This is a genomic window from Nostoc sp., assembly GCF_054880495.1.
Genome location: NZ_JBTYKD010000133.1, coordinates 23,561 through 48,615, shown reverse-complemented (window position 1 = coordinate 48,615; position 25,055 = coordinate 23,561). Strand labels below are relative to the sequence as shown.

21 protein-coding genes and 1 pseudogene are annotated in these 25,055 nt (G+C 40.5%); 12 read left to right on the top strand and 10 right to left on the bottom strand.

All coding sequences use genetic code 11. The features are described 5' to 3' along the window. On the bottom strand, nt 1-1,199 hold a 1,199-nt coding region (gene mobV / locus ACYTXL_RS14180), incomplete at its 3' end, for a MobV family relaxase (RefSeq protein WP_461925290.1). Nucleotides 1,200-2,403: 1,204 nt separating this feature from the next. Between mobV and ACYTXL_RS14175 the strand changes: the two genes are divergently transcribed. Next, a complete protein-coding gene (locus ACYTXL_RS14175; protein WP_461922712.1) occupies nt 2,404-2,730 on the top strand; it encodes a hypothetical protein in 327 nt (108 codons plus the stop codon). Between the two features lie 25 nt (nt 2,731-2,755). Here ACYTXL_RS14175 and ACYTXL_RS14170 read toward each other — a convergent pair whose 3' ends face one another. From ACYTXL_RS14170 to ACYTXL_RS14150, 5 genes are all read right to left on the bottom strand, one after another. Continuing rightward, the gene (locus tag ACYTXL_RS14170) at nt 2,756-3,697 is read right to left on the bottom strand and encodes a hypothetical protein (protein WP_461922711.1); all 942 of its coding nucleotides are present in this window, start codon (nt 3,695-3,697) and stop codon (nt 2,756-2,758) included. Between the two features lie 272 nt (nt 3,698-3,969). Next, entirely contained in the window at nt 3,970-4,329 is a 360-nt protein-coding gene (locus tag ACYTXL_RS14165; protein ID WP_461925289.1) for a DUF6527 family protein, read from the bottom strand. Further along, on the bottom strand, nt 4,326-5,750 hold the full coding sequence (locus ACYTXL_RS14160; RefSeq protein WP_461925288.1) for a ThiF family adenylyltransferase: 1,425 nt from the start codon (nt 5,748-5,750) through the stop codon (nt 4,326-4,328). Before ACYTXL_RS14160 ends, ACYTXL_RS14165 begins: the two co-directional genes overlap by 4 nt. Then, the gene (locus ACYTXL_RS14155; RefSeq protein WP_461925287.1) at nt 5,726-6,148 is read right to left on the bottom strand and encodes an E2/UBC family protein; all 423 of its coding nucleotides are present in this window, start codon (nt 6,146-6,148) and stop codon (nt 5,726-5,728) included. The genes ACYTXL_RS14160 and ACYTXL_RS14155 overlap by 25 nt, the downstream gene beginning before the upstream one ends. A 1-nt stretch (nt 6,149) precedes the next feature. Further along, nucleotides 6,150-6,503 carry a multiubiquitin domain-containing protein gene (locus ACYTXL_RS14150; RefSeq protein ID WP_461922691.1) on the bottom strand — a complete coding sequence of 118 codons (354 nt, stop codon included), beginning with the start codon at nt 6,501-6,503 and terminating at the stop codon, nt 6,150-6,152. Nucleotides 6,504-6,695: 192 nt separating this feature from the next. Here ACYTXL_RS14150 and ACYTXL_RS14145 point away from each other — a divergent pair, with 192 nt between their 5' ends. The 11 genes and pseudogenes from ACYTXL_RS14145 (at nt 6,696) to ACYTXL_RS14095 (ending at nt 19,766) form a co-directional block, all read left to right on the top strand. Beyond that, nucleotides 6,696-7,088, top strand: a complete 393-nt coding sequence (locus ACYTXL_RS14145) for a helix-turn-helix domain-containing protein (RefSeq protein ID WP_461922690.1) — start codon at nt 6,696-6,698, stop codon at nt 7,086-7,088. Next, complete coding sequence (locus ACYTXL_RS14140; protein ID WP_461925286.1) at nt 7,085-7,990, top strand: ImmA/IrrE family metallo-endopeptidase; 906 nt, start codon at nt 7,085-7,087, stop codon at nt 7,988-7,990. The genes ACYTXL_RS14145 and ACYTXL_RS14140 overlap by 4 nt, the downstream gene beginning before the upstream one ends. Before the next feature lie 381 nt (nt 7,991-8,371). After that, nucleotides 8,372-9,673, top strand: a pseudogene (locus tag ACYTXL_RS14135) (IS4 family transposase); the annotation flags it as partial. A 562-nt stretch (nt 9,674-10,235) separates the two neighbouring features. Next, on the top strand, nt 10,236-11,285 hold the full coding sequence (locus ACYTXL_RS14130; RefSeq protein ID WP_461925285.1) for a ParA family protein: 1,050 nt from the start codon (nt 10,236-10,238) through the stop codon (nt 11,283-11,285). Nucleotides 11,286-11,828: 543 nt separating this feature from the next. Further along, nucleotides 11,829-12,422 (top strand): ParA family protein, encoded by a 594-nt coding sequence (locus tag ACYTXL_RS14125; protein ID WP_461922773.1) that lies wholly within the window; start codon nt 11,829-11,831, stop codon nt 12,420-12,422. Further along, the gene (locus tag ACYTXL_RS14120; protein WP_461925284.1) at nt 12,419-12,823 is read left to right on the top strand and encodes a hypothetical protein; all 405 of its coding nucleotides are present in this window, start codon (nt 12,419-12,421) and stop codon (nt 12,821-12,823) included. The genes ACYTXL_RS14125 and ACYTXL_RS14120 overlap by 4 nt, the downstream gene beginning before the upstream one ends. A gap of 9 nt (nt 12,824-12,832) precedes the next feature. Then, nucleotides 12,833-13,795, top strand: coding sequence for a XamI family restriction endonuclease (locus ACYTXL_RS14115; RefSeq protein WP_461925283.1), 963 nt, complete (start codon nt 12,833-12,835; stop codon nt 13,793-13,795). Then, nucleotides 13,792-15,324, top strand: a complete 1,533-nt coding sequence (locus ACYTXL_RS14110) for an Eco57I restriction-modification methylase domain-containing protein (RefSeq protein ID WP_461925282.1) — start codon at nt 13,792-13,794, stop codon at nt 15,322-15,324. The genes ACYTXL_RS14115 and ACYTXL_RS14110 overlap by 4 nt, the downstream gene beginning before the upstream one ends. A gap of 106 nt (nt 15,325-15,430) precedes the next feature. After that, the gene (locus ACYTXL_RS14105) at nt 15,431-18,184 is read left to right on the top strand and encodes a TM0106 family RecB-like putative nuclease (protein ID WP_461925281.1); all 2,754 of its coding nucleotides are present in this window, start codon (nt 15,431-15,433) and stop codon (nt 18,182-18,184) included. 247 nt (nt 18,185-18,431) lie between these two features. Further along, a complete protein-coding gene (locus tag ACYTXL_RS14100) occupies nt 18,432-18,620 on the top strand; it encodes a hypothetical protein (RefSeq protein WP_461925280.1) in 189 nt (62 codons plus the stop codon). A 126-nt stretch (nt 18,621-18,746) separates the two neighbouring features. After that, a complete protein-coding gene (locus tag ACYTXL_RS14095; protein ID WP_461925279.1) occupies nt 18,747-19,766 on the top strand; it encodes a tyrosine-type recombinase/integrase in 1,020 nt (339 codons plus the stop codon). A gap of 115 nt (nt 19,767-19,881) precedes the next feature. Here ACYTXL_RS14095 and ACYTXL_RS14090 read toward each other — a convergent pair whose 3' ends face one another. The 4 genes from ACYTXL_RS14090 to ACYTXL_RS14075 form a co-directional block, all read right to left on the bottom strand. Next, the gene (locus ACYTXL_RS14090; RefSeq protein ID WP_461925278.1) at nt 19,882-22,059 is read right to left on the bottom strand and encodes an NACHT domain-containing protein; all 2,178 of its coding nucleotides are present in this window, start codon (nt 22,057-22,059) and stop codon (nt 19,882-19,884) included. Nucleotides 22,060-22,094: 35 nt separating this feature from the next. Then, a complete protein-coding gene (locus ACYTXL_RS14085; protein ID WP_461921119.1) occupies nt 22,095-24,059 on the bottom strand; it encodes a type 2 periplasmic-binding domain-containing protein in 1,965 nt (654 codons plus the stop codon). A 302-nt stretch (nt 24,060-24,361) separates the two neighbouring features. Beyond that, on the bottom strand, nt 24,362-24,661 hold the full coding sequence (locus ACYTXL_RS14080; RefSeq protein WP_461921118.1) for a hypothetical protein: 300 nt from the start codon (nt 24,659-24,661) through the stop codon (nt 24,362-24,364). A 232-nt stretch (nt 24,662-24,893) separates the two neighbouring features. Next, nucleotides 24,894-25,049, bottom strand: a complete 156-nt coding sequence (locus tag ACYTXL_RS14075; protein WP_461925277.1) for a hypothetical protein — start codon at nt 25,047-25,049, stop codon at nt 24,894-24,896. Nucleotides 25,050-25,055 lie beyond the last annotated feature (6 nt).

Sequence of the window (25,055 nt, the reverse complement as noted above, 5' to 3'; positions counted from 1 at the left end):
ACTCCTGGCCAATTGGCTTTATCCTCAACTCTTAGCTGGAATTGGGGACGAGGTTCTGACTGGATAATCTCAGTAGTCATCTTAAGGGCGTGAGCGATCGCTGCTCGTTCTGCCCCAGCTTCACCAAAGCGCTCATGCAACCAGACGACCGCCTGCCGCAGATTGCAATTGTTGACGTGCATCACCAAATCAATCGCACCACCGCCACCTTTGGAGTGTTCGGGTGAGAAATCATAAAATTTGGGCCCATCTATATTAATGATGTTACCGTGACCCTTCCATTTTCCTTGCTCGTGGTGTAGCCCCAACTCCCAGGCGACATCCTCCAAGGGCAAATCGCGCATTTGTTGAGTCTTTAACTCAAGCTCGCGTACCCGCTTCTCTAGTTGCTGTCGCTCCTTCTCGCTATCCCTAGCCCGTTGCTCCGCCCTCTCCAATCGCTCTGCCATGAAGGAGCGGTCAGCCAGTTGGTGGTTAATCGCTTGGAAGTGTTCATCAGACTGAATCCTGGCAACGTAACTCCTAGCTGATTCAAACGGTGTGGGTGCTAATTGGTTATTTGTAATGACTGCGGTCAAAGGTTCACTGTTAACCGCTTGGTAATATTCTTTGACTTTGGTGTGGGTTGCCTTACTGCCCTTAACCCCTCGTTCAATACCCAAAGGAGCGAGTGCAGCAGCATAACTATCTTGCAGCTTGGATAACTTAATTCTTCCCTGTCCACCTCTGCCGCCAAACATCGCATCATGACTAAGCCGACCAGTTTTATCGTTCAATGGCACGATGTAGGCGTGAATGTGTGGGGTACTTTCATCTAGGTGGAGTTCTGCCCTGACGCACTTTGACCCATAGTTTTCAACTAGCCAGTCACGAGATGCACTTGCCCATTGCTGCATCAGATCATCAGACCACTGCCCAGAAAGAGATGGATCTAAGGGACGGAAATATTCAGGTGATGCCGAGAGAAACATTTCAGTGCATAACACTGCGTCCTTTCGGGGTATATGCTTGAGGGTAGAGATTTTCTCCTTGACTATCTCCTCCAGGGCGCGATCGTCTTCTCCCCCAATCAACCGGACATTCTTTCTAGTTGGATCTGCGTTGGGTGTTTCTCTGTTTCTGGTAACATGGTCATCACTCCCGGCAACATTGCCGAATGTTTTTAGTTTCTCAATTCTGAGAATGGTTAGTGGCGACATAAAAGATTTATGCTACAAGTGCAGTACTTTGTAGTACGAAAATCCCCGTAGGGCGAACGGCGGTTTCATGTCATGAGCGCAGCGAGAGATGGCGTAGCCACCCGCAGGGCATGAAACCATAGTGAGTATGGTATACATTATACGCAAGCCCGAAATCCACTTTTGGGGGAGAATCCACCAGGAGCATTTCACCCAAATTACCCTCAAATTACCCCAATTTGACCCAATTGACTGTCGTTTGACTGTTGTTGTTTTTTTCCTCTCAACCCGAAAACGACTGTCATTTGACTATCCTTTCACTATCAATTGTGTATCGTTGGGGTAATCTTGGGGATAAATGGGGGTGTTTTGCTACATGGGAGTTCTTGTATCAAAGTACACTATGTCCAGAGTGTGACAACTGAGAATTGTCACTTTTTGTCACTCATTAGACTACAAGAATCAAGCTGACGGGTTGAAGAGAGTGAACTGTACAGTCACTTTTGTAGTGATTATGTAGTTCTTTTGTAGTATTTTTTGATGGGTGTTGCTTATGCTTCTGCTTTTCAATTTTGGCTGTCAAAAACTTTCCGCCAAATATGGCGTACTGTGCGTCAAAAAAAGATGGATTAGCGGGCTTAAAAGCTTTTAAGCGATTTTCCCGATAATTTACCAATTATTGGGAGCAAATGGGAGACTTCTTATAAGTATTGGGAACTGTTCGGATTTATTGGGAATTTTTGAGCTAATGAGAATTTTGTAACTGGATGATGTAAAAGGTGTAAAAAGGTAAGAAACAAATTGGAGAATTGGGAGATGTTGGATAGATATTGGGAGATGTTGAATGTAGTTGGTGATCATTGGGAAAATGGATGTTTTGTCGAGGTTTTATCTTAGATGCACGAATTTAGTCAAATCAATCAACTAGTGCCAAAACTGTAATATTCCTTGATAAATGTGTCAATAATCACGGTTGGGGCGGTTTATTTTGAGAGTAATTATCAATTAGATAGACAAAAAAAGGGTCAAAAACAGGGGTAAATTTTTTTTGTGGATTTTGTTTATTTAATGTTGAGTCTTGGTTCTGTTTCAAGCCGAATGCTCAACGTTTACTTTGAAAGTGATCAACTACGATAGCCAAGCGATCGCGCACCTTGTGGTCAACCTAATCCAAGATAAAATCAAGAGCGAAGAATTTTAATTGATGATGAGCCAGGGGTAAGCTATGGAAGTCAAAAGCGAAGTGACAATAAAATTTAGCGGGTCACTACCAACAGCTACACCAGGAGAGAATAAAAAAGTTGCAATCGAGTTGACCGACCAGAATGGCATAGTCTTCACTGCTCAAGTTAATGCAAAAAGCTGGCGGAAGGCTGAAACTAGCGCCTCAGAGTTTGCAGACTGGGCTGGGGCTGTATCGGGCAAGCTTGGCGTGCGAACAGAAAACGGTTTTGAGATCATTGACGCGGGAATTCAAATTTTCGAGAAAAAAGCAAAGGAAGTCAAACCAGATGTAGGGGCTGCTGTACCTGAAGCTGGCGCTTCTTCATGACCACATACAACAAAACCCTACTCCTTCACTGCGATTGTGTTTGGTGTGGGGTTGTTGGGGGCTGAACAGGCTTAGTTTGAGTTTTGGGTTGAGCTTTCTTGACTGGTTTAGTTTGAGGTTGGGGTTTGGGTTTATTGCCCTTTGACGCGGCTATATTCGCTTTTTTCTCTTTAAATGCGGCAAGTTTATCATCTTTTGATGCCTTTAGAAACTTTGGCGGTTTTTCTTGTGGCAACCCTAGTAAGCTCTCAAATGCGAAAACATTTCTATGTGGCAGAAATTTTGCTTTAATTTCAACAAAACTAGGTTTGCCACGCTCCTCTTTTGGTAGCAAAGGATTGAATCTAAAGGGAGGAACGATTGCATCTTTCCACAATAAAGGGATGTGGCTAGCCTTCATGAACCGCACTTTTCTAGAAGTCTCGGCAAGCTTTATATAATCCAATCTTTCTGCTGTAAAATTCCGAAACACTGATATACAAGGTGTCTGGCAAGCTGGGATGAATTGCCATAACCCTGTAAATCTAAACTCCTTGTCTTGATAATCTGCAAACAAACCCGATTTGGAGCCATTATCAAACCCCAAAACCTGAAACCCAATTACATGAGGTTTATCTCGCGGTGGAAAATGTATCACCCTTGGATAAACCATCAGCCGTACATAATCACTACCACTGTTACGAATCTGTTTTTTTAAAAAATCAAATATCAGTTTTTTTTGAGGGGCATGATATAAAACATAGTCCCGATTTTCAATCGATATAGTCGGATGAGGTTTAGCTTTGAGATCCACAGTGCCAGCAATTACCCCAATCGCCTGAAATATAGAAGAGTTTTCCGGTTCCGAAGTGCTATCACGCTGATCTGATTCTGGCTGTGTGTCTGGTATAGATTCAATGAGTCGTCCACTAGGAATGATCGTAATGATTTTTTTCGGCTTGGCTGGCTCGTTGCTGGGGTTAATCATTATTGGGACGACTCGCACCTACACAAACCATTGTAGAATTTTCTCAACAGGTATGAAGTTGACCGCAAATGCTTGGTGCGATTCATGAATTCTCTGTAAAGAACATGAATCTTTTTCGGAACAAGCTACCATGTAAGCTGTATATCCCTACATACCGAACCACATATACAGTAACCGGGGCATTGAATCTATGAAGCCCCATGTGAATTTCTGGCTTTGCTCCCAACTGCTCTCTTGTCAAACAAAAGAGCAGTTTTGCATTCTCAATCAGCTTAACTTCTTTGCGGAGAGCCACACCAGTGAATTTGTCCTTCTCTGAACCAAAAATGTGACTGGCAATCCTTTTTGCGCCAGACTGATGGATGCAAACTTACAGTACCGCCAGGATGTTCTGTGATATGCCAGCATGGATGCTCATCTGGAATCAAGTTCATATACAAGACTTGATCACAGCCGCAAGGACACAGCATTGCGGCATACTCTAGAAAGCCATCTTCCTTGACAATATAGATGGCTTTGCGATCCAGCCGCGCAGGCAAATTTCCTTCAATAAAGCGAGTACGGTAGTTGGGAAGAAAAAACTTACGCAGCCAAGCATTAAACTGCGTAAGCAAGCCAGACAACCAGTTCATTCGTTACCTCGCTCTACCAATTCCATCAATCCCAATAAGGGTTCCATATCGCCAAGACCGACAGTATGGCGTAGCATTGCACAAGGCTCGCCTTCAGGTTCTGGAAACAATTCAAGACTGCTGAGACTAAATTCAATGCTGGCGATCGTGCTGTTGGGTTCTTCACGGTAGGAATGTAACCGGGCGAGAAAATCATTCACTGCCAAAGACGCAATGAACATATTGACGCTGATTACAGCCGGGCGATGTTCTTGCACTCCGCGAATATAACCGTCTTTGATTTGCTGGTCGTATGCTTCTGGATCATTACGACGCAAGCCTTCTTCACGCACCTTCTCCATTGAAACCAGTCCGCGACTCATAAGACTGGAACGACCCGGCTGTAAGTAGTGAACCGTGCCGCAGACCTCCCGAATGCGCGCCTCACCCGAACCTTCTGGCACAGCCTCTAAGCGAACGCCAAGGTCAAAATAAGGAATTGTGTAATAAGTGGCGAGTGTGTTCAGCAGAAACCGACCGCTGATTGTGTCCATGCAGCCAAACACGACATCGCACTCAGCAACAGCCTTTACAACATCACGATCCCAGAGATTGCGATTAAAGACACGAATGCGAGTTCCCAGACCAATTCGGCGAATGGAATCTGCAAGCATCTCAACTTTAGACCGCCTTTGATAGGCATCTTCCATTGTTGAATTGAGAATGCGGTTAACGTTGCGTTCTTCGGTATGGTCGTCATCGACAAGGACAAGTTCACCGACGCCAAGACGAACCAACTGCTCGATCACGGGGCTACCTGTTCCGGAACAGCCAATAACAGCAATAGAGAGACGGCGTAGCCGTTCAATCGTGCCTTGGTCAAAAGTTTGTGCATGAGAAGCGGCAAAGCCTGCACATGTTGTTGGGTCTTGGTCGCTGTACCAAAAGTGTAAATCTGGGCCAGCAACTGAAATGCAGGCAAGGGGAGTGAAATCATTGCCTTGCCACAGTACACGGCCAAACATTTGACCATCAGGCAGCATAATCACGCTGGCGTGTGGAATATCAGCCTCAACCCAGCCCTTGATTGCCGGCATTAACTGACGATCGCTGGCGTCATCAATCTCAGAAAAGGCAGCATAACCGCCTGGATGACTGTGAATTTTAACAACCGACAAGCCTTGTTTCTCCGCTTTATCCAGCAAAGGAGCAAGGAGGTCTGTTGGCCAGGTCACCCTTACATCTGACCGTTGAGAACAAGATTCATAAGGGATTTCATGAATTTCGCGTACCAATAGGCGATGACGGCGGTCACCAGCACGATGCCTGCATAACGCAATGGCGGCAGCTTCTTTCCCATCAGAGGGTAATAGAAACGTCTGCAACTGTTTGTGCTGGTTACCTGTCATGCTTAGAGTTACGTCACGAGGAGAGATGGGCATTTTTCAAACTCCCGGACAAACCAGTCCTCAATCAGGTAAATATGGGTCTCAAGGCTGTCCTCTCCCGGACGCCAGGGATTTTCATTCGTGCGATGCCGTGACCAGCGCTGCCATTCTTTGCCATCAAGCTGTTGATTGGCATTGGTTTGAGGAATCAGCTTGCCATCCTTACGGGCAAGGGCGGGAAAGACATAAACCATGTCCAGCTGCGCTTGCGGGTAGCCGCTCTCTAAACGGATCGCAATCGTCGTTTTTGAATGGTTGTAGCCGTCATGGGTGGGAAACTCGTGAATAAGCACCCACTGGGAACCATCCACGATTGTTTCCCACGGCAAGCCGTACTGGATAAGGAATTCCTCATCCACTGGCAGCAGTTTGAAGTGGCGTCGTAGCTCCATTTCAACCCTCCTGCTGATCGCGCGGCAACGCCTTGAATTTCTCTACGCCCGGATGCCGTAAGTCCACTTTTTCATCGAGTCCGACTTTGCGTGGCTGTTGACCTGCGACTTTAAGGCGAAGTGTGTAGTTCTCCGGTGGGTTTAAATTCGCCACTTGGAGGATTTCTTGCCCGGTAGGGGAGGGAGTGTAAACTACATGGCGTTCGCCATTAACACGGATGCGGTAGCCACGGCATAAAGGTGGCCGTTTGCCTTGACGGCCGTATTCTTCGAGATCGGCAATCTCATCGAGAATTTCTTCACGGATTGCCTCGGTGACATCATTTGCTTTATCGGTGGAAAATCCAGGATTCATCGAATAACTCCTCTACACATAAGTAATTTTCGCCACTAAACTATGTGGCAGGCAGTAGTAAATATTGCTTGCTTAAAGTATAACGCATTGCTAAATTTATCAAGCAAGATTTAGGCACGCTTGATAAATTTAGCAATTCTGATAATTTGGTAGAATAGAAAGTTTTTTGACCTAGACAGGGGGGAGCGGAGCATGGCACCAAATATGCCCGATAAGTCTCGGTCAAGCGCCTTTGGTGCGTATCTTGCTAATTTGCGGGCAGCAAAGGGATTGACTCTACGGGAAGTTGAAGAAGCTACTGGCAAGGAAGTATCGAATGCTTACCTCAGCCAGTTGGAACACGGAAAAATCAGCAAGCCATCGCCTAACATTCTTTATAGTCTGGCTTCAGTCTACGGCGTTTCTTATGAGACGCTGATGGAAAAAGCTGGTTACATAACAGGCCAACAGCAACGGACTGGGAACGAAAAGCACGGCAAAGCTGCAACCTTCGCCATCGACAATCTGACTGCTGATGAAGAAGCAGCGTTATTGGATTATCTTGGTTATCTTCGATCCAAACGACCCAAAAAGGGGGAAGCTTGAGAAAGCCGGACGACAGTACCCTTTCGCCAGGCGAAAATGCCCGTATCCGGCAAGAAGCCAAGCGGATGCTGGAACAATCTGATGCTCTAGGTCGATTTCCTACGCCAGTTTCAGATATCATGGCGACGGCGAAAATTACCCTCGTCCCAGAAGATGTCCTCAATGTTGGATTTATAGAGAGTCTACGTATAAAAGCTGGTACAGCTCTTAAAAGTGCTTTATCCAAGGTTCTTGGTCTGTTCGATGCTCGTGAAGGGCTTGTATTTATTGACAAAAGCGTTAACGAAGCCAAGCAGACATTCCTGAAACTGCATGAAACAGCGCACGCTTTCTTGCCTTGGCAACGTGGGATGTATGCCGTTGTGGAAGATTGTGAAAAAACACTTGATCCAGATATTGCTGATCTGTTTGATCGCGAAGCAAATGTCTTTGCTACAGAAGTTCTTTTTCAGCTTGACAGTTTCATCACTGAAGCAGAGAAATACGAATTTGAGATCAAAACGCCGTTAAACTTAAGCAGAAAGTATGGTGCATCAATATACTCAACAATCCGGCAATACGTTGCTAAGAACCATCGTGCTTGTGCAGTTATCGTTTTAAATCCTCCGGAGTTGATAGAAGGCGATGGATTTCGAGCTACCTTGCGTCGCTTTGTGGCATCCTTGCTTTTTACCGAGACGTTCGGTAACATCAACTGGCCAGACTATTTCACACCTGATCATGAAATTGGTGCTATGATTCCACTTGATGGCAAAAAGATGTCATGGCCTCGTGAAATTGAATTAGTAGACCGCAACGGCACCCGCCATGAATGTATAGCCGAGGCATTTAAAAATAAATATAATGTGTTCATTCTAATTCATGATGTTCGGACTTTAAACAGAACGATATTTATCATTTAAGTCTTATTGGAATTAAGAATTATATATATTGGTTTATATGTTTTAATATCATCAACAGGTTGAATATGTTTTTCATTTTTCTGATTTTTTGCTATTGTATTAATTAATTTTGTAGCAGTCTTATCGGATGAAGATACTAGCTTATTATAAAGAATATCCTTACCAGAATCAGAAGTAGCGTATATCAAATTAAAACTATTAGGAAAATAAAAATCTTCTAATATAGAACTTACACATTGACAGAAAACAGCAAATATGTGTATCGAAAAAACCACATATGTCGTAGGGGTTTAGCACTGCTCATTGGTGTCAACTTAAGCAAAAAGGCAGCATTCAGATGTAATCTAAGAACATCAATTCAGATGTTCTTAGTGATACATCATGAGTAGAAAACGTCCAGCGCGAACAGGAAACCCAGATTTGCGGCAGCAAAAGCATGTACCAGCGCCGCCAATAGAGCAAATCGAGAAAGAGACATTTTCATTGCTATCGCCTCTGAGCTTTAAACCCCTGAAATTGTATGAAGACAAGCAAGAACAGAAGCAAAAATTCCGAGACAGAATATTGACCTTGCCGGTGATGATGGCGATCGTGGTGAGTTTAGTATATCGGCAGATTCCGGGGTTAAGAGAAGTAACTAGGGTATTGTCACAAGAGGGATTGTTATGGGTGGAACGAATAGAAGTCAGTGCTCAAGCAGTGTCAAAAAGATTGCGAACATTACCAATAGAATTATTTGCACAGGTTTTTGAGCAAGTAATCGCAAGAATTAATCATCAACCAAACAATCAAGCAATTCCAGAGAATTGGCAGGCAGTCTGTAGTAAATTCCCAGCGATTTGGATTGCGGATGGTTCAACCCTAGAAGCATTGCGAAGGAAGTTAAAAGCGCTACAAGAACAAGAAAAAACACTCGCGGGCAAAATCATGATGGTGGTGGAAGCTTTTAGCCATCGCCCAGTTACAACTTGGTATACAACAAACAGTAAGGTCAATGATAAAACTTGGTGCGCTCAATTACTAGAGCGCTTACCAACTGGTGGATTGCTAATTTTTGATTTGGGATTTTTTAAATTTCCTTGGTTTGATGCATTTACCGAATCGGAGAAGTTTTTTGTCACCAGACTGCGAGAAAAAACTGCTTACAAGGTCGTCCGTTGTTTGACTTGTGCCCAATTTTACCGTGATGAAGTTATATCTATGGGAGAATACCGCTCTAATCCTTGTCAGCATCAGGTACGCCTGGTTTCTGTGTTATGGGGTTCAACTTGGTATTACTATCTGACTAATGTCCTTGAACCACAAATTTTATCTGCACAGCAAGTCTGTGAGTTATATCGTCGTCGTTGGCGAGTTGAAGATGCATTTTTGCTGACCAAACGGCTTTTAGGTCTGGCTTATATCTGGGTGGGTGATAGCAATGGTGTACAAATTCAAATTTTTGCGACTTGGATTTTTTATGCTGTTCTCAATCAATTATGCATTGATGTAGCGATCGCTCTCAACCAACCTTTAGACCGAATTTCTACAGAAATGGTGTTTCGTGCTTTATACCATTTTTCACAAGCTGTTCTCCGTGGTGATGCTAGTGACGCTGTTCCTTATCTTGTGGAACGTCAAAAGCTGTTTGGATTAGTTAAAGCAAGGCGTAAGCGTCATCGAGAGATTGACGCTTACACTGAAATAATGGTGGTAAGATATGCTGCTTTTTTTGAATTGGCGAAAATACGTATTGCTGACAATTTGTATTATTGCCAAGACAACTATTTGCAAATAAACTCACAGACACTGTACTCTAGTAGACCATCCGAAGAAAGCTAAACAACGGTTAGGCGTAAAGTCAAACTGTCTTCGTTCAGGTTTAGTCCGTCCAAGCTGACGGTTGCTACTTGGGGTAAATGTAGCGAAGCTGTCACTAGGGGTAAGATAGGCTGAAAGTATTGCTAAGATTGGCTTTCAGGCGACAAGGTTTCAGAATGATTTTACACTGTATGGATTTGAAAGATTGCTACATTCAAGTCAAAAAACCGTTATTTACAACGGAAAATTAAGGCTTTCCGAGGTATCTTGCAGGTTTTTACAGCGATCTCGGTGCAATGCTTAGTTCATAGATAATTTGTCCACAAACTATCTTAAAGGACAAATATTCCATCAATCTACTTGACAGACATATTGTCTATAAAGTAGATTGATGGACAGAAAGAAATTTTCCATAGTATCGATAAATTAAATCTAAGGATAATATATGACCAATATTAATAAGATAATAAGTCGCTCTGAAGCCATCATGGAGGGAGAAGCTGTTCGAGATCGCAGTGAAAAATTTAAGGTATATGCTGTTAGTAATTTTAGAGGTGGGATTGGGAAAAGCACTATTTCTTTTAATCTTGCGTATGAAATCGCAAACACAACTAACATCCTTTTGTTAGATACTTGTTCACAACGTAATCTTTCACAGAATTTTTTCGGAGATCAATTATTGGATTTCGAGAAAACTTTATATGATGCTTTAATTAGCCAAATAACTAATACAAGTATTTTCGATTTAAAAGAGATTGTAAACGGAGTAAAGCCTTATTGCCAAGCATTCAGAGGACGAAAACCGACTTATATGATACCAGGTTCAACAGAACTATTTCTTTTTCCTTCACTGCTTTATAGTCAATTAGCACAATATGCCCAGCTTGGCATTGGATACCAAAAAGAAGCAAGTGCAAAAGTCTTATTATCTTTAAAAAAAATCATTGAGGATGCTTCTAAAATTGCAGAACCTGAAAAAGTTATTATGGATACAAGCCCATTTTTTGGTGGTGCAACACATCTTTCGTGGTGTGCAGCAGAGGCAATTATTATCCCTGTACGAGTAGACCAGCATTCCATTGATGCTCTGAGGCTTACCCTGCGAATGCTAGTAGATAAGGGCATGGATTTCCATAAATTCAATATTCAGGCAGGACTCACAGATGCTCCTAAAGTTCACGCTATTGTTATGACACATTGTGGGTGGAGTAGACAAAAGAAAAATACGCCAGATAGTTCAACTAAATTTTTCGTACAAAAGGCATTGGATATAGCACAGGAATACAAAGCATTATTCTCAGAGGAGGATGTGACCGAATGCTTTTATTTATTGGAAGATTTTCACTCTAGCGGGCGTATAAGCGGGAAGCAAAGAATACCTCTCTCAAACCTCGTAGCAGGTGAAAAGCATTTGGTGGACGGACAGCGATTGTCAGTAAACCCTTCTGTGGATAGATACAAAAAACAATTAAAGAACCTTGCTACAGCACTTTAATTGAACTAGCTAACAAAGATAAATAGTAAATACGAGAAGCACGGGCGGGCTGATGGGTGTCCCGCCCGTTGTTCAGACCCAGAAAGCACCTCGCATCTACGATAAAGCCTTGAAGCTACTGGATGAGCTAGAAAGCATTATCAGGAGCGGGGAAGATACTTAACGATTTTTCAGCCAAGCGACCCCCTCATCTCTAGCAGGACTTACGCAACTGGTACAAGACGATCACTACCTATTAGTACACTTGTATTAAAAAAGCAATTTCAGTGATCTGAATGAAAGGTTGCTGATTAAGTCGAGGTAAATGTATCTAAAAATATCAGTGTATAAGGCTTTAAAAACTTCGTAGGCTGAAACTTTATCACAGCAAGACTTTCAGCCTATCTTGCCCCTGGTGACAGCTTCGCTACATCTACCCCTACTTAGGATATTTTTGAATTGGTGAAATGCTGTATTGTCGCCCAGTTAACATTTTATAAATAAACAAATACAAATTTTCGCCATTTTAAGAGTAAACTAGCAGCATTTACTGGAGTACATCTCGTGATAATCACCCTTGCCAGTTTCAAGGGAGGTGTCGCTAAAACGACAAGCGCCATCCATATTGCTTGCTTTCTATCTCAGCTAGGCAGTACTTTGCTAGTTGATGGCGACCCAAACCACAGTGCTACAGGATGGGCAAAGCGAGGAGCATTACCCTTTAAAGTTGTAGATTTACTACAAGCTCCTATGCACAGCCGTAATTTTGATCATGTGGTCATTGATACGGCAGCTAGGCCAAGCCACGAAGATTTAGAAGCACTCGCAGATGGGTGTAATTTATTAATCTTGCCTACTACCCCTGATGCTTTAGCGATGGATGCGCTGTTGCAGACTGTAGGCGCACTTAAATCATTAGGCAGCGATCGCTATCGTGTGTTGCTCACAATTATTCCCCCAGCCCCTCGCTTAACAGGACAGCAAGCACGGGAAGCATTAGAGGCAGAGGGAATACCACTATTTCAACATGGGATTAGACGATTTGCTGTTTATGAAAAAGCGGCACTGGAGGGGTTGCCAGTTTATCAAGTAAAAGACCGCAGCAGCAAAATAGCATGGCGGGAGTATCAAGAGGTGGGTAAGGAGATATTGTCATGAGCAACCCTAAACCTAGCCCTTTTAAAAAGTTATTTGAAACCAAAGACGAACCACAACTTGAGCCAGAACTTCCTACTGAGGCAACCACAGAGAGTAACGTGACACATACTCCAACACCACTTGCACCAGCAGCAACTCCTTCTGAACCACGCAAACGTGGCAGACCTGCAACTGGAAAGCGGTCTGATGATGCTTGGATTGGGCGCACCTATTATGTGAAACGCTCAACAGATTTAGATGTAGAGGAAGAATTACTTAAACTCAAAAGACGTGGCGTAGAGATTGACAAAAGCGAATTGGTAGATTTTCTCATGTCTGTCTGGGTGAAATGGCAGCAAGGTGAAAATATAAATTTACTACTTGACGAATTTACGCCAAGGCGAAATTCTAAATTAGAGTGAGGTGATGTAGTGCCAGTAAATGCTGATAAACCGCACCTGTGGAAGCAAGATATTGCCCAGTCGGTAGACTTTTACAACAGTTGGTTTATGGAATTTGCTCCCAGAGCTTACCGGGATACTCGCATTGCTACAACGCAACAAGTTGAATCGGCATTGGAGGAGACAGCCAATCTGACCAACATCACGCCTGCCGTGTTACGCCAACATCCATCGGTTCTCCCTATACTGCGGATGGCAACAGCACCACCTATTGCCCGCGATCGCCTTATCGGACTAGCTGGGGTGTCGCCCAACCTGATAAAAAATATGGAAGTTGATCAGCGCATCCCACCAAAGATGAACAGTACAATGCTGAATGCCGAACTGGAAAAAATCGCTCAAGTAATTGCACGGCTAATTGATAAAGACATCTTCCCTTGGTTGGATACAATGCTAGAACCGACTGATACACAAATCCACAGGGCGGCAACAATTGTTGCAGACCGATTTTGTGGTGCGCTGGCTGATCCAATAATTCGCAACGCTCAAGAGCAGAGACAGCTTGCCACAATCAGGCAACACTTGGAGGAGCGGGGCTACACTTACGTAAGGGGAGGAGCCGGATTGAGATTTGAGACAATGGAACTAGGGACTTTCTCATTTCGACTCAATATTCCAGTAAACTTGCAGTCTGGCAGCAAACAGGTGAATATCCCCATTGACGCTGTGATTATGCCCCTCCAGTCTACACTTGGTGATTTACCTCTACTCATTGAAGCTAAATCAGCTGGAGATTTTACCAATCCCAACAAACGACGCAAAGAGGAAGCCGTTAAAATCGCTCAATTAAGGAGTAACTACGGTAATCAAGTGCGTTTTGTCCTGTTCCTTTGCGGTTATTTTGATAGCGGCTACTTGGGCTATGAAGCTGCTGAAGGAATTGACTGGTTGTGGGAACATCGCATCGAGGATCTAGCATTATTTGGAATATGAATATAACGAAAGCTACAGAACAAACCAGGGCGTTGCGTCAATTTCAATTAGATGAAGCCAAAACCCAAATCGAGCGTAACAAACTCGGACAGTTTGCCACACCAACAGATTTGGCATCCGACATTTTGAAATATGCATTTGAGTTATTTCCTACTAATCTCAAAATTCGTTTTCTTGACCCAGCTTTTGGCACAGGTTCTTTCTACTCGGCATTATTACAGGTATTTCCTTCATCACAAATTGCAGAAGCAGTAGGTTACGAAATTGATCCACACTACGGCTTAGAGGCGATTTCGCTTTGGCGTGACACGCCACTAAGGTTGAATATTACTGACTTTACCCAAGCAACACTACCAAACTCTGATTATAAAAAAGCTAATTTACTCATTTGCAATCCACCTTATGTACGACATCATCATTTGAGCCGAGTTGAAAAGCAGCGATTACAAAGTAAAACTCTTCAGATAATAGGAATAAAACTCAGCAAATTAGCTAGCCTTTACTGCCATTTTTTGAGTATTTCGGATGCATGGATGGCTGATAATTGCTTGGCTGGTTGGCTAATTCCCAGTGGATTTATGGACGTTAATTACGGGCAGCAAGTTAAGGAGTATCTGTTGAATCAGGTTACATTGCTGCGCGTTCATCGGTTTCATCCAAATGATGTCCAATTTGAAGATGCATTAGTATCTAGTGCAGTTGTTTGGTTTAAGAAGGCTTTGCCACCAGCTAACCATCATGTTGAGTTCAGCTATGGCGGTAGTCTGACAGAACCTGACTTTCGTCAGCATATTTCTGTAGAGGTGTTATGCGATAAAACCAAGTGGATAAAGATTGGAAATGTCTCAAATAAAACAAGTGACAATTTTCAGCAATTTCAGCTAAAAGATTTATTTACTATCAAACGGGGGCTAGCTACGGGAGCTAATAATTTCTTTGTCCTCACAAAGCAGCAAGTTACTGCGTATCAAATTCCAACAGAGTTCTTCAAGCCGATTCTACCTAGTCCCCGCTATTTATTAGTTGATGAAATTGAAGCTAATAACGTGGGTAATCCCATTTTGTCACAGCAGCTATTTTTGCTAGACTGCCATTTGCCTTTATCTGAGGTGAAAGCAAAGTATCCGATGCTTTGGGAATATCTCCAGATGGGAGTAGAGAATGGAATTAGCGATCGCTATTTGTGCAGACATCGCTCTCCCTGGTATTCACAGGAGAATCGTCCACCTTCCCCATTTCTTTGTACCTATATGGGTCGTCAAGACACCAAAAGAGGCAGACCCTTCCGCTTTATTCTCAATAACTCCCAAGCTACAGCTACTAACGTTTACTTGATGTTGTATCCCAAGCCTGTTTTGACTCAAGCACTTTCACAAAATCCGGAAAAAATAAAGCAAGTGTGGCAGGCTTTGAATGAGATTTCTGATGAAATGCTGATGGGAGAGGGTCGCGTCTACGGAGGTGGTCTGTATAAGCTGGAGCCAAAAGAATTGGGTAACGCCATTGCCTCAATTCCGCTATTGTTTTAACGTGGTATTTATAAAAACCTGTAAACTGCCTATTTTAAGAGTTTTTGAGTCTTTTGAAAATTCCCTAATTTACCAATCCTGAATATATACGACAACTGAAAGACTTATGAGTAAAAACATAATTACATCTGAGGTCGTAGTAGCCTACTCGCAATGTCATCGAAAAGCCTTCTTACTTATTTTTACAGAAGATGGGGGTACTTCACACGAGTATATTCGCATTCTTCAACAGCGAAAAAGTAAGAATTATGAAGAATATATAACTAGGATAAAGCAGAAAAATTCACTAGTTCAACTATATGATGTCAAGGCACTAAATAGGAACATTGATTTTCTGATTGAAGCGAGACTATCCGTTAATGGATTAGAAGCTTATTGTGATGTTCTGATGAAAGGAGAAAGGGCTTCATCCTTAGATCAATATAGTTATGAACCAGCAATTACTGTGGGAACATACAGCCTGACGAAAGAGCAGAAAATTGAATTGTTGTTTATTGGGTATATCCTGGAACAAATCCAGAATCAGCCAACTAAATATGGAATCATCATCAGCATGGGAGGTGAAGTCCATAAACTGAAGCTTACAAACAGCTATAAAATGCTCAGATTGTTAATTGAACCTCTGAGGGAATGGATAGCAACACCTCCTGCTGAACCTCCTCCAGTTATTCTTAATAAACATTGCCAAATATGCCAGTTTCAAGCTTTATGTAGAGAAAAAGCAGAGCAGGAGAATAATCTAAGCTTATTAGACCGAATGACTCCAAAAGCCATTTATAAATATAACAGAAAAGGTATTTTTACAATTCATCAACTTTCCTATCTCTTCAAACCTAGAAAAAATAAAAAAAAGGCAAAAATCACTAAATCTCCTTTACAGGATAATTTAGAACTACAAGCTTTAGCTATTAGAGAGAATAAAATATATGTGCAAGTTTTACCAGAAGTTTCCAGAAATTATTTGGAGCTATTCCTAGACATTGAGGGCATACCCGATGAACACTTCCACTATTTGATAGGTTTATTAGTATGTCAGGAATCAGTCTGTGTTTATCACTCCTTTTGGGCAGATACAATCGATGATGAAGAAAAAATTTGGAATCACTTAGTCTCTTATATTAATGAATATCCTGAAGCCCCGATATATCATTATGGAAGTTACGAAACAAGAGCAATTAATGAATTATCGAGAAAGTACTCAACCGATGTTGAGGCGATTAAAAAACGATTAGTCAATATAAACTCATATATTTATGGCAAGATTTACTTTCCTGTACTCTCTAATAATCTCAAGAAGATTGGTAATTTTCTCGGCGCTTCTTGGGAATGTAAGGATGCATCAGGCTTACAAAGTCTTATTTGGCGGTATGAATGGGAAGAAGTACAAAGTGATAAACATAAAAAGTTATTAATTAAATATAATTATGACGATTGTAATGCTTTAAAATTACTGTTTGAGAAGATTTCAATTTTTAGAGATACTATTGGCTTAGATGTCATATTTCCCGATTATATTAAAAATAATTTGACAGAAATTGGTATTGAGGTTAATGAACAGTTAAAAGAAATTTTAAAGTTTGCCTATATTTCTTATGATAAAAGTAAGATAAAGTTTCAGAGAAATGAGTCGGTAGAAGCTTGTGAAAGGAAAGCTAGCAAGCAAAATAAAGTTGGTTATAAAAGGTTAATTCCCAAAGCAGGAAATATAGTTCATTTACCTGCACAAATAAGCTGTTTTAACTGTGGTAAATCACTTGAAAATTTGAATAAAACAGTTGAAAGGACTGTGATAAATCTTGTTTTTACAAAAAATGGCATTAGAAAATCAGTTATAAAGTTTTTGGGAGCAATAAGTTATTGTAGAACCTGTAATATTCGCTATTATCCCAAAGAAATCAATAAAAGAGGTAATAAACTTTTCGGTCATGCTTTTCAATCCTGGATAGTTTACCAAAGACTTGTTTTAAGATTATCTTACCAAAATATTGTGAACTTAATGGAGGAACAATTTAATGAAAAGGTTTCACTAACTACAGTAACTGAATGTATTAAATCATTTGCTTCCAACTACTCTGATACTGAAAATATAATTCTTAAACATATTTTAGATAGTCCGTTCATTCATGTTGATGAAACAACAATTAGCATTCGAGGGGTTGATCAGTATGTATGGGTTTTCACAACGAATAAACACGTAATATTTAAACTAACTAAGACACGAGAAGCAAATATTGTTCATGAATTACTAGCTAATTATAATGGCATTTTAGTTTCAGATTTCTATGCCGGATATGATTCAGTTCAATGTAGACAGCAGAAATGTTGGGTTCACTTAATTCGTAATCTTAATGATGATCTTTTGCAATCGCCATTTGATGCTGAGTTTGAAATTTTTATTTTAGAAATTAAGAATTTAATATTGCCTATTTTTGAAACAGTAGAAAGATATGGCTTGAAAAGCCGATATCTTAAAAAATATAAACCAACTATTGATCATTTTTATAAAAATTTTATTAATGATAAATTTTATAAATCACAATTGGTTATGAAATACCAAAAAAGATTCATTCGTTATCAACAAAAATTGTTTATTTTTATGGAGGAGGATGGAATAGCTTGGCACAATAATAGAGCTGAAAGTGCTATTAGACATTTTACAAAGCAGCGAGACATATCGGGGTCTTTCTTCGAGTCTTTCACTCACTCGTATTTGACCATGCTCGGAATAACACAAACTTGTAAGTTTCAAGGCAAGTCGTTATTAAAATTTCTTTTATCTGGCGAAAAGGACATTGATACATTTAAGCAAAAAAGAAATATTAAGAATAGTAAAATTGTTGGTCTACACAAGAATAATTAGGGCTTGCTGAATAGAAGTGTAATATAGACCAGATAAGGGTTTTAAGCCTTTTTTCAACAAATAAGTGCAAGGTTATAACATCTAGAGTCTCAAAACCCTTGCAGAATCGTTAGCGATCGCTGGGGAAATTTGGAAACTGAGCGATGAAACAACTATTTTGTAAGCTGTGTGGCTTCTAGATTTACTTGAGAGACTTATTCAGCAAGCCCTAATTCAAGCATTTAGTATAAAAAATTACAATTATTTAATGATGGACTCTTCCTTGATGCCTTCCAGTGGCGCGGCGATAGCTTACTTTTTTCTAGGATTACTTTCAGATCGGCAGTCCAAAGCGATCGCTTTGGGGGCAGAGTCTGTCAGTATTCTTGTGCTACCAAAATTGATATCAAATTCGATATCAAAGCAGCAATTTTACAGACTACCACAGTGCTTATGATACTTAGTGACTTCCGCAACAAGTGCCTATTGCCATATCTTGTGTAAACGTTCAGGCAAAAACATTGTATGCAATGATAGTCGTTATTGGAAATTAGTATTATCAATAACGAGGCAGTAAGCACTTATGCCTAACGAGCCAATTTGGGGAGAGCTAGTTAAAGTTGAGTTGGAGGCGTGTTTAGATGCGCCTCTAGCTCGATATTTTGACGCGCAACTTCAGGGCGACCCAGATGTGTTGGCGCAACTTTTGGCAGATAAGCGTAACCCCAATACTCGACGGGCTTATGAAAAGGATTTGAAGGATTTTTTTGTAAAGATGACTTTATTGCCGCCGACTGGTGATAGTGTGCTGGAGTTTCTGCACTTGCAGCGAGAGCAAGCAGTGATGGTGGTGTTGAAGTACAAAGCGATGTTGATTAAATCTGGGCTGCGGGAGGCAACCATCAATCGGCGGTTGGCGGCGATTAAGTCGTTGGCGAAGATGGGACGAAAGTTGGGAGTGTGCAACTATTCCCTAGAGGATGTTTCAGGGGAGAAGGTTAAGGCTTATCGGGATACGCGGGGTGTTGATAGCAAAGCGATAGCAAAAGTAATTCACTCCTTTGATAGGGAGACTTTGATTGGTAAACGCAACTATGCAATTTTTCTGGTGCTTTGGGGTTTAGCTTTGCGTCGCCAGGAGATATGTCATCTTAATGTGGGTGACTTTGATTTTTATGGGCGCAAGTTGAGAGTTTTGGGGAAGGGTAAGGGAACGAATGAAGAATATTTGGATATGTCTAAGGATGTGGCGGCTGCTCTTGCAGATTGGTTAATTGCACGAGGGGATTTGAATGGCAATTTACCGATATTTACGGCATTGGATTTTCATAATGAAGGGCATAGATTGACTACGGATGCCATCTATAAAATAGTGGCTACTGCTTTTAAGAAGGCGGGGGTGAAGAAACCCATGTCACCACATAGGGTCAGGCATTCGGCGATTACGGCGGCGCTTGATGCGACTGATGGGAATATTAGAAAGGTGCAGAAATTAAGCCGTCATGCTGACCCCAGGACGCTGATGATTTATGATGATAACCGGAATAAAGACCTGTGGGAAATGTCGGAACTGTTGACGGGTATGTTGAAGAAGTCGGACTAAAGAAACTTAATAAAGTGAATAATTATAGTAGATTAATATTATTCAATAACTGGTAATTAAATCGCTACGCATTTTGAGAATCATAAAATGCCAAGAAAATCACGGTTGTATCTTCCTAATTCCGTTTGAAATCCATTTGAGCGAAGTGGTCTTGCAGCAGTTTGTGAATGAAGCGGTAACGACCTCCAACACGCTGGAGGAATAATCGCTCGGTGCAGTAGTCGAGGAAACGGGCGTAGTTCCAGGGGATGTAGCCGTTGCAATATAGGATGAGGCGTAGGGTGAAGTGTTGAATACAAGCTATACCTGATATTACTCCACCTAGCATTGCGCCCAGAATTCCATACGTCAATACAACAGCTACAGTGTCAGAGTTGAATTTTAATAAATTAAGAATTAGAATGAACGTTCCAAAGGTTACTCCAGCAAATAAACCACTTATACACGCAGTAGTCATAGCATTAATTATTGAATTCCAAATTCCTTGATTAGGAAAAGTAGGGAAAATGATTATTTTATTCCCTTTCAGTTCATTAATTAATTTAAATACTCCTCTAATCAATCCCCATAAAGTACCCAAGCTAATTAGAAGTAAAGAGGTTGCGTATAGCACCAAAGCAATTAACATAATTATAATAAACAACCAGTCAAAAATGTTAATAACTATTTTAATTAGATTATTTTCATGAAAGAATATAAAATTAGATGTTCCTTTAATGCGAACTATAATTAAATCAATAATTACTACAATACTTGAAAAAAATATAAATTTAAAAAATAAGGTTAGTTTATAAATACTATTAATATTAATAGTATTTATGTTCACATCGCATAAACCATACCAGAGTTCACTAATAAATAATTTAATTATAACTTTAAGAATATATAAATTGAAGCGTGGTAATTCATAAGTTTTTACTTCTACAATTATTCCAGTATACCTAACATACACACTAGTAATAATTCCATAGGCTAGACCTGCGGTAAATGTTGTAAAAGTTAATCCAACAATTAATCCAACAATTAATCCAATAATCAGTGCTACTCCATAATAATAGATAAGTTCTTGACTTTTATTTGATAAGTAAGAAGGTTGAATTCTCTCAATCAAAAATTCAGTTATAGTTTCTCTTTGTAACTGCTGTGCTAGCCAAACAAGCCATAATCTAGTTTGTCTAGCATTAGGAAGATTGTTATTAGTGTATCCCTTACTTTCAATTTCCCTTAGCAGCATCAGTCTCACATAAGCATCTAGTAAATATTGAATTCGGTCATTTGTAGAAGTAAGTTTTTGCCAACGCTCAATAGAAATTTCTTGAATAGCTAAAATAGTAATGCTAAGGAATAAGGGAGTTCTAAGTAACTCTAGTAAGTTAGGTTGATTATAAATTGTTAGCCATATACCTGTACTATTAACTTTAATTAGATAATCATAAATATGATTTTTATTTAGAGGTTGTAAGCAGATAGCACCGTTAAGTTGAAGGGGAGTATTATAAGCTTTAAGTAAATTTCCATATTCTTCACTGCGGCTACAAACAACAAGATACCAAGGACGGTATTCTCCTTGTAGCAATTGATTGATTGCGTTAACACAATATTCTTGACGTTTTGATTCCAGTTCATCTAAACCATCCAACATGGGCAGCAGTTGGTGATTGACTACCCACTCTTGACAAAGTTTAGTTGAGACACGATATTTAGATTTGAGTTCTGCCACCAACCAATCAGCTAGAGATTGTCGGTCATCTTTCCACGAGGACAAGTTGAATAAAAGGGGAACGGGATAATCAGGCTGCTCTTCCGCACGTTTTACTAAAGCTTGAGCCAGTTCTAATTGTGTGGTAGTCTTTCCTGCCCCTGGCGCACCCAGTATTAACAGTTTACCTGCAATTTCTTCTGAGTCAAAAACTTCTAAAATTGTTGTGGTATCTGGGAGAGGTTCAGCAGGCTTTAAGCCAATTTTTATCTCTGTATCCCAAGGGCGCTTTACTTGTTGCGGTTGCGACTCCTTGCCCAGATTAATTAGCACAGCATTGTGTAGAGACTGCCTTAACCGTGCTGTAACTTCTTCCTTGACTGCGGCTAATAGTAACCGCTCGTTCTTTGGTCTGGCAGGATTGCCTACTGGTGTTGTTGTCTGCTCAACAAAGATATTGATAGTCCATCTGAAGATACTGATAATAGTCCGTTTGAAGAAATTACCTTGAATATAGTCGCCTTCAATCCGTTCGGTATAATTACCCCCTCCAGTATTGATATTGCGGTTTTCAGGCGGTTTCGGCTCTTCCATATTTTTAAGCCTAGAAGTATATTAATTCAGTTGCTTTAATCTTCTGCCTCTACTTCCTGCCAGCCTTTGATAGCACCAACAATAAAAGCACCTGCTGGGTTATCAATAGCTTTCTCAAAAGCAGCCAAACCACCACCCTTGACAGCATTTATTACTCGTTCTTTCAATAATGGGTTGCTTTCAATGCGATTTATGGCTTCTGCCGCTACTACCATTTGCTGTGATGTAGTGGTGGTAGGGTAAGTTTGCTCTAACTGTTTTAGTAATAGCTGAATATCGGCAGCAGCTTGGGCAAGGCTCTGCGGTTGTCCAGCCGCGTAGTAATTACCTTGGATATAATCGCGTTCAATGCGCTCGTTATAGTTGCCGCCGCCTGTGTTGATATTGCGATCGCCAGTCATTGTTGTATCTCCTTGAACTACTGAGTTGCCGTTACCTTGGACATTATTGGCATTACCGCCTACTGAACCACCAACTGAAAAGCCACCAGGGTTGTTTGTCATATTACCTACCTGTTCTACATTTGAATAATAACTAGGGCGTTGTAGGGCCGTATTAACCATAGTTTCTAAACTACTAATTCTGCTATCCTTTTCAGACATTAATGCTTTAATTTCTCGGTCTGGCAAGGTTTTTATTTCATTATAGGTGTCAAAATATTCAGCACTAAGTTCAGACTTGTTAGATGTAGCTGCGGTTTCCGCACGAACTAAAAACTTATCTTTGCCTCGTACCTCCATCCCTACAATTCGTAATTCTGCCTGTGGGTGATTCTCTACCAACTTCTTAAAAGAAATTGCGATCGCTCTTGGGTCAACACTTTTGTTGTGGTACAGATCAAGTTTGTCAAAATATGAGCTATTTTGAGGATTTAATTCATCATTGATTGGAGTACGTATTGCAGAAACTCGTCTGTTTCTTTTAGCACGAATTTTATCCCTATACAACAATATAATAATTAAAATAATAATAATTAAAATAATTATGATAAGACAAAATACTAATAACCACAAATGTCCTTGAAGAAAAGTACGATTAAGAATAGGAGTAGGAGTAGGAGTAGGAGTAGGAGTAGGAGTAGGAGTAGGCTCTAATAAATTATTTGCTTTTACACTGTTAATGAATTTTTGAAAATCCGCATTCTCGTTTAAAATTTTAATCTTTGTGCTATCAAATGTCTTTTGTGGTGCGTTTTCCAATAAATTATTTATCACCTCCAATAGCTTCTGATTTTTCTTTTCTTTTGTATGAAAAACTATTATTCCGTACTCTATAATACTTGGTAAAGGCAAAATAATATATTCTTTTTTTTGTGGTTTTGATAATATTTCTTTAAGTCTATTTCTCAAAAGAATTTCGTCGTCAAAATAAGCAATAACGTCTCCTTTTGTTAGTTTAGTAATCGCGTCTTCAGAGTTATTAGAATTATAAATTTTTTTGCCAGAAAATAATGAAGGGTACAATGCTTTTACAACTTCATAAGTAGTAGTTGCGGTGAGAACGCTAATCTTTAAGTCTCGTGGTGAAGGTGGAGATAAAAAAGTATCTTTATTTTTCTTTTCTAATAAAGCTGCTATGCTTGTCCAAGCAAAAGGATTTGAAAATTTTCCATCCAGATCATTTTTTTGTAATTCTGTAGCCTCACGTCCTGCGGTTATAGTATCAGGTCCACATAGAGCGTCCAGTTTTTTTCCATCCTCTCCTTGTCCAGTGAAACGTTTTTCCCTTGAAGCAAGCACTGTTTTTATATTTCCGGTAATTTTCTGTTTTAAAGTCTCTATGAAGGCATAACAATAACCTCCAAACTGATCACTATCATGATCATCAACTCTATAACTTATAGGAGCAGCATTTTTCCGAAGTCCAATAACATAGGTTGGCTGTGATTCATTTACTCTTTCTGGATTGTTACTACTCTCTCCCGTCTGTGTTAAAGCCAGAGAATTTGAGAATAAGATTACTACAATTACGAATCCACCAACCCAATAGTTTAGCTTCATAGCATTTCAAATGCATATATCAAATTTAAATACAACCGTGATTCTATTTAAGTTAGATTTTATTCTAACTTGGACTTTGGACAAATAGGCATTGAGCCGAGATAGGCATCACCGTGCCGATTATGACCGGAGAAGTACTGGGGCATGGTTAGGTGCTGTATACAAATTTCTTTTGGATACAGTAGATATACCATGAACAATTCCGGTTTTTTAACGGTTTAAGTTAATTTTATATTTCTACCTTCAAACTTTCATGGAAATTGCAAGTCATCAACACCCTAGTAGAATTATGTTTACTGCCTTTAAAAATCATCAGGACGCAGCAGAATTTGTAAGAACTCCGGTAAATCTTCATACTGATCTAAAATAATATCTGCCATTGTTAAATACCACAAATGGTAAAGCTGAGGTTCTTGATGAGTACGTCCTTGGCTGAACCAAGTGCTAACAGTGTGGATATCTACATGACAGATTTCTGCAACTAACTCGCGCCTTACACTCCACTTGGCGACAAATTCTTGATGATCTAAAATTGGTACAGCATAAATAAATGCTCTTAGTCTTGCTAATTGCTGGGGCGTTAAAGATTTAGGATTACTCATGAAGCCTCACCCAACAGGCATTTAATTACATCTTCAATAGCAGAGTGCGGTGCTGGCGTGTCTAATGAATTAAGAAGCTTTATGGATTGTGGATATTGCAATGCTATGTGAACCGTATCAGTCACAGGCTCAGTCGGTGTTCTGAACATTATTTTGATTATGCGAATCATGGTTTTTTCAATATCTGGAATCAGCTTTGAAGGGGCTATTTAAATTCCAAGCAGGATTAATTCTATGGACACCACGAGACACCCTTGGTGTCTGATGGTGTCTGCGGTGGTGTCTCGTGGTGTCTGTGCTGTGCAAGGATTTTAGCGTTTGGTGTCCGTGGTGGCTGGTGTCCGGTATCTGCCAAAATCGGGGGCTTCTCAGGGGAGACACCAGACACTCAAGG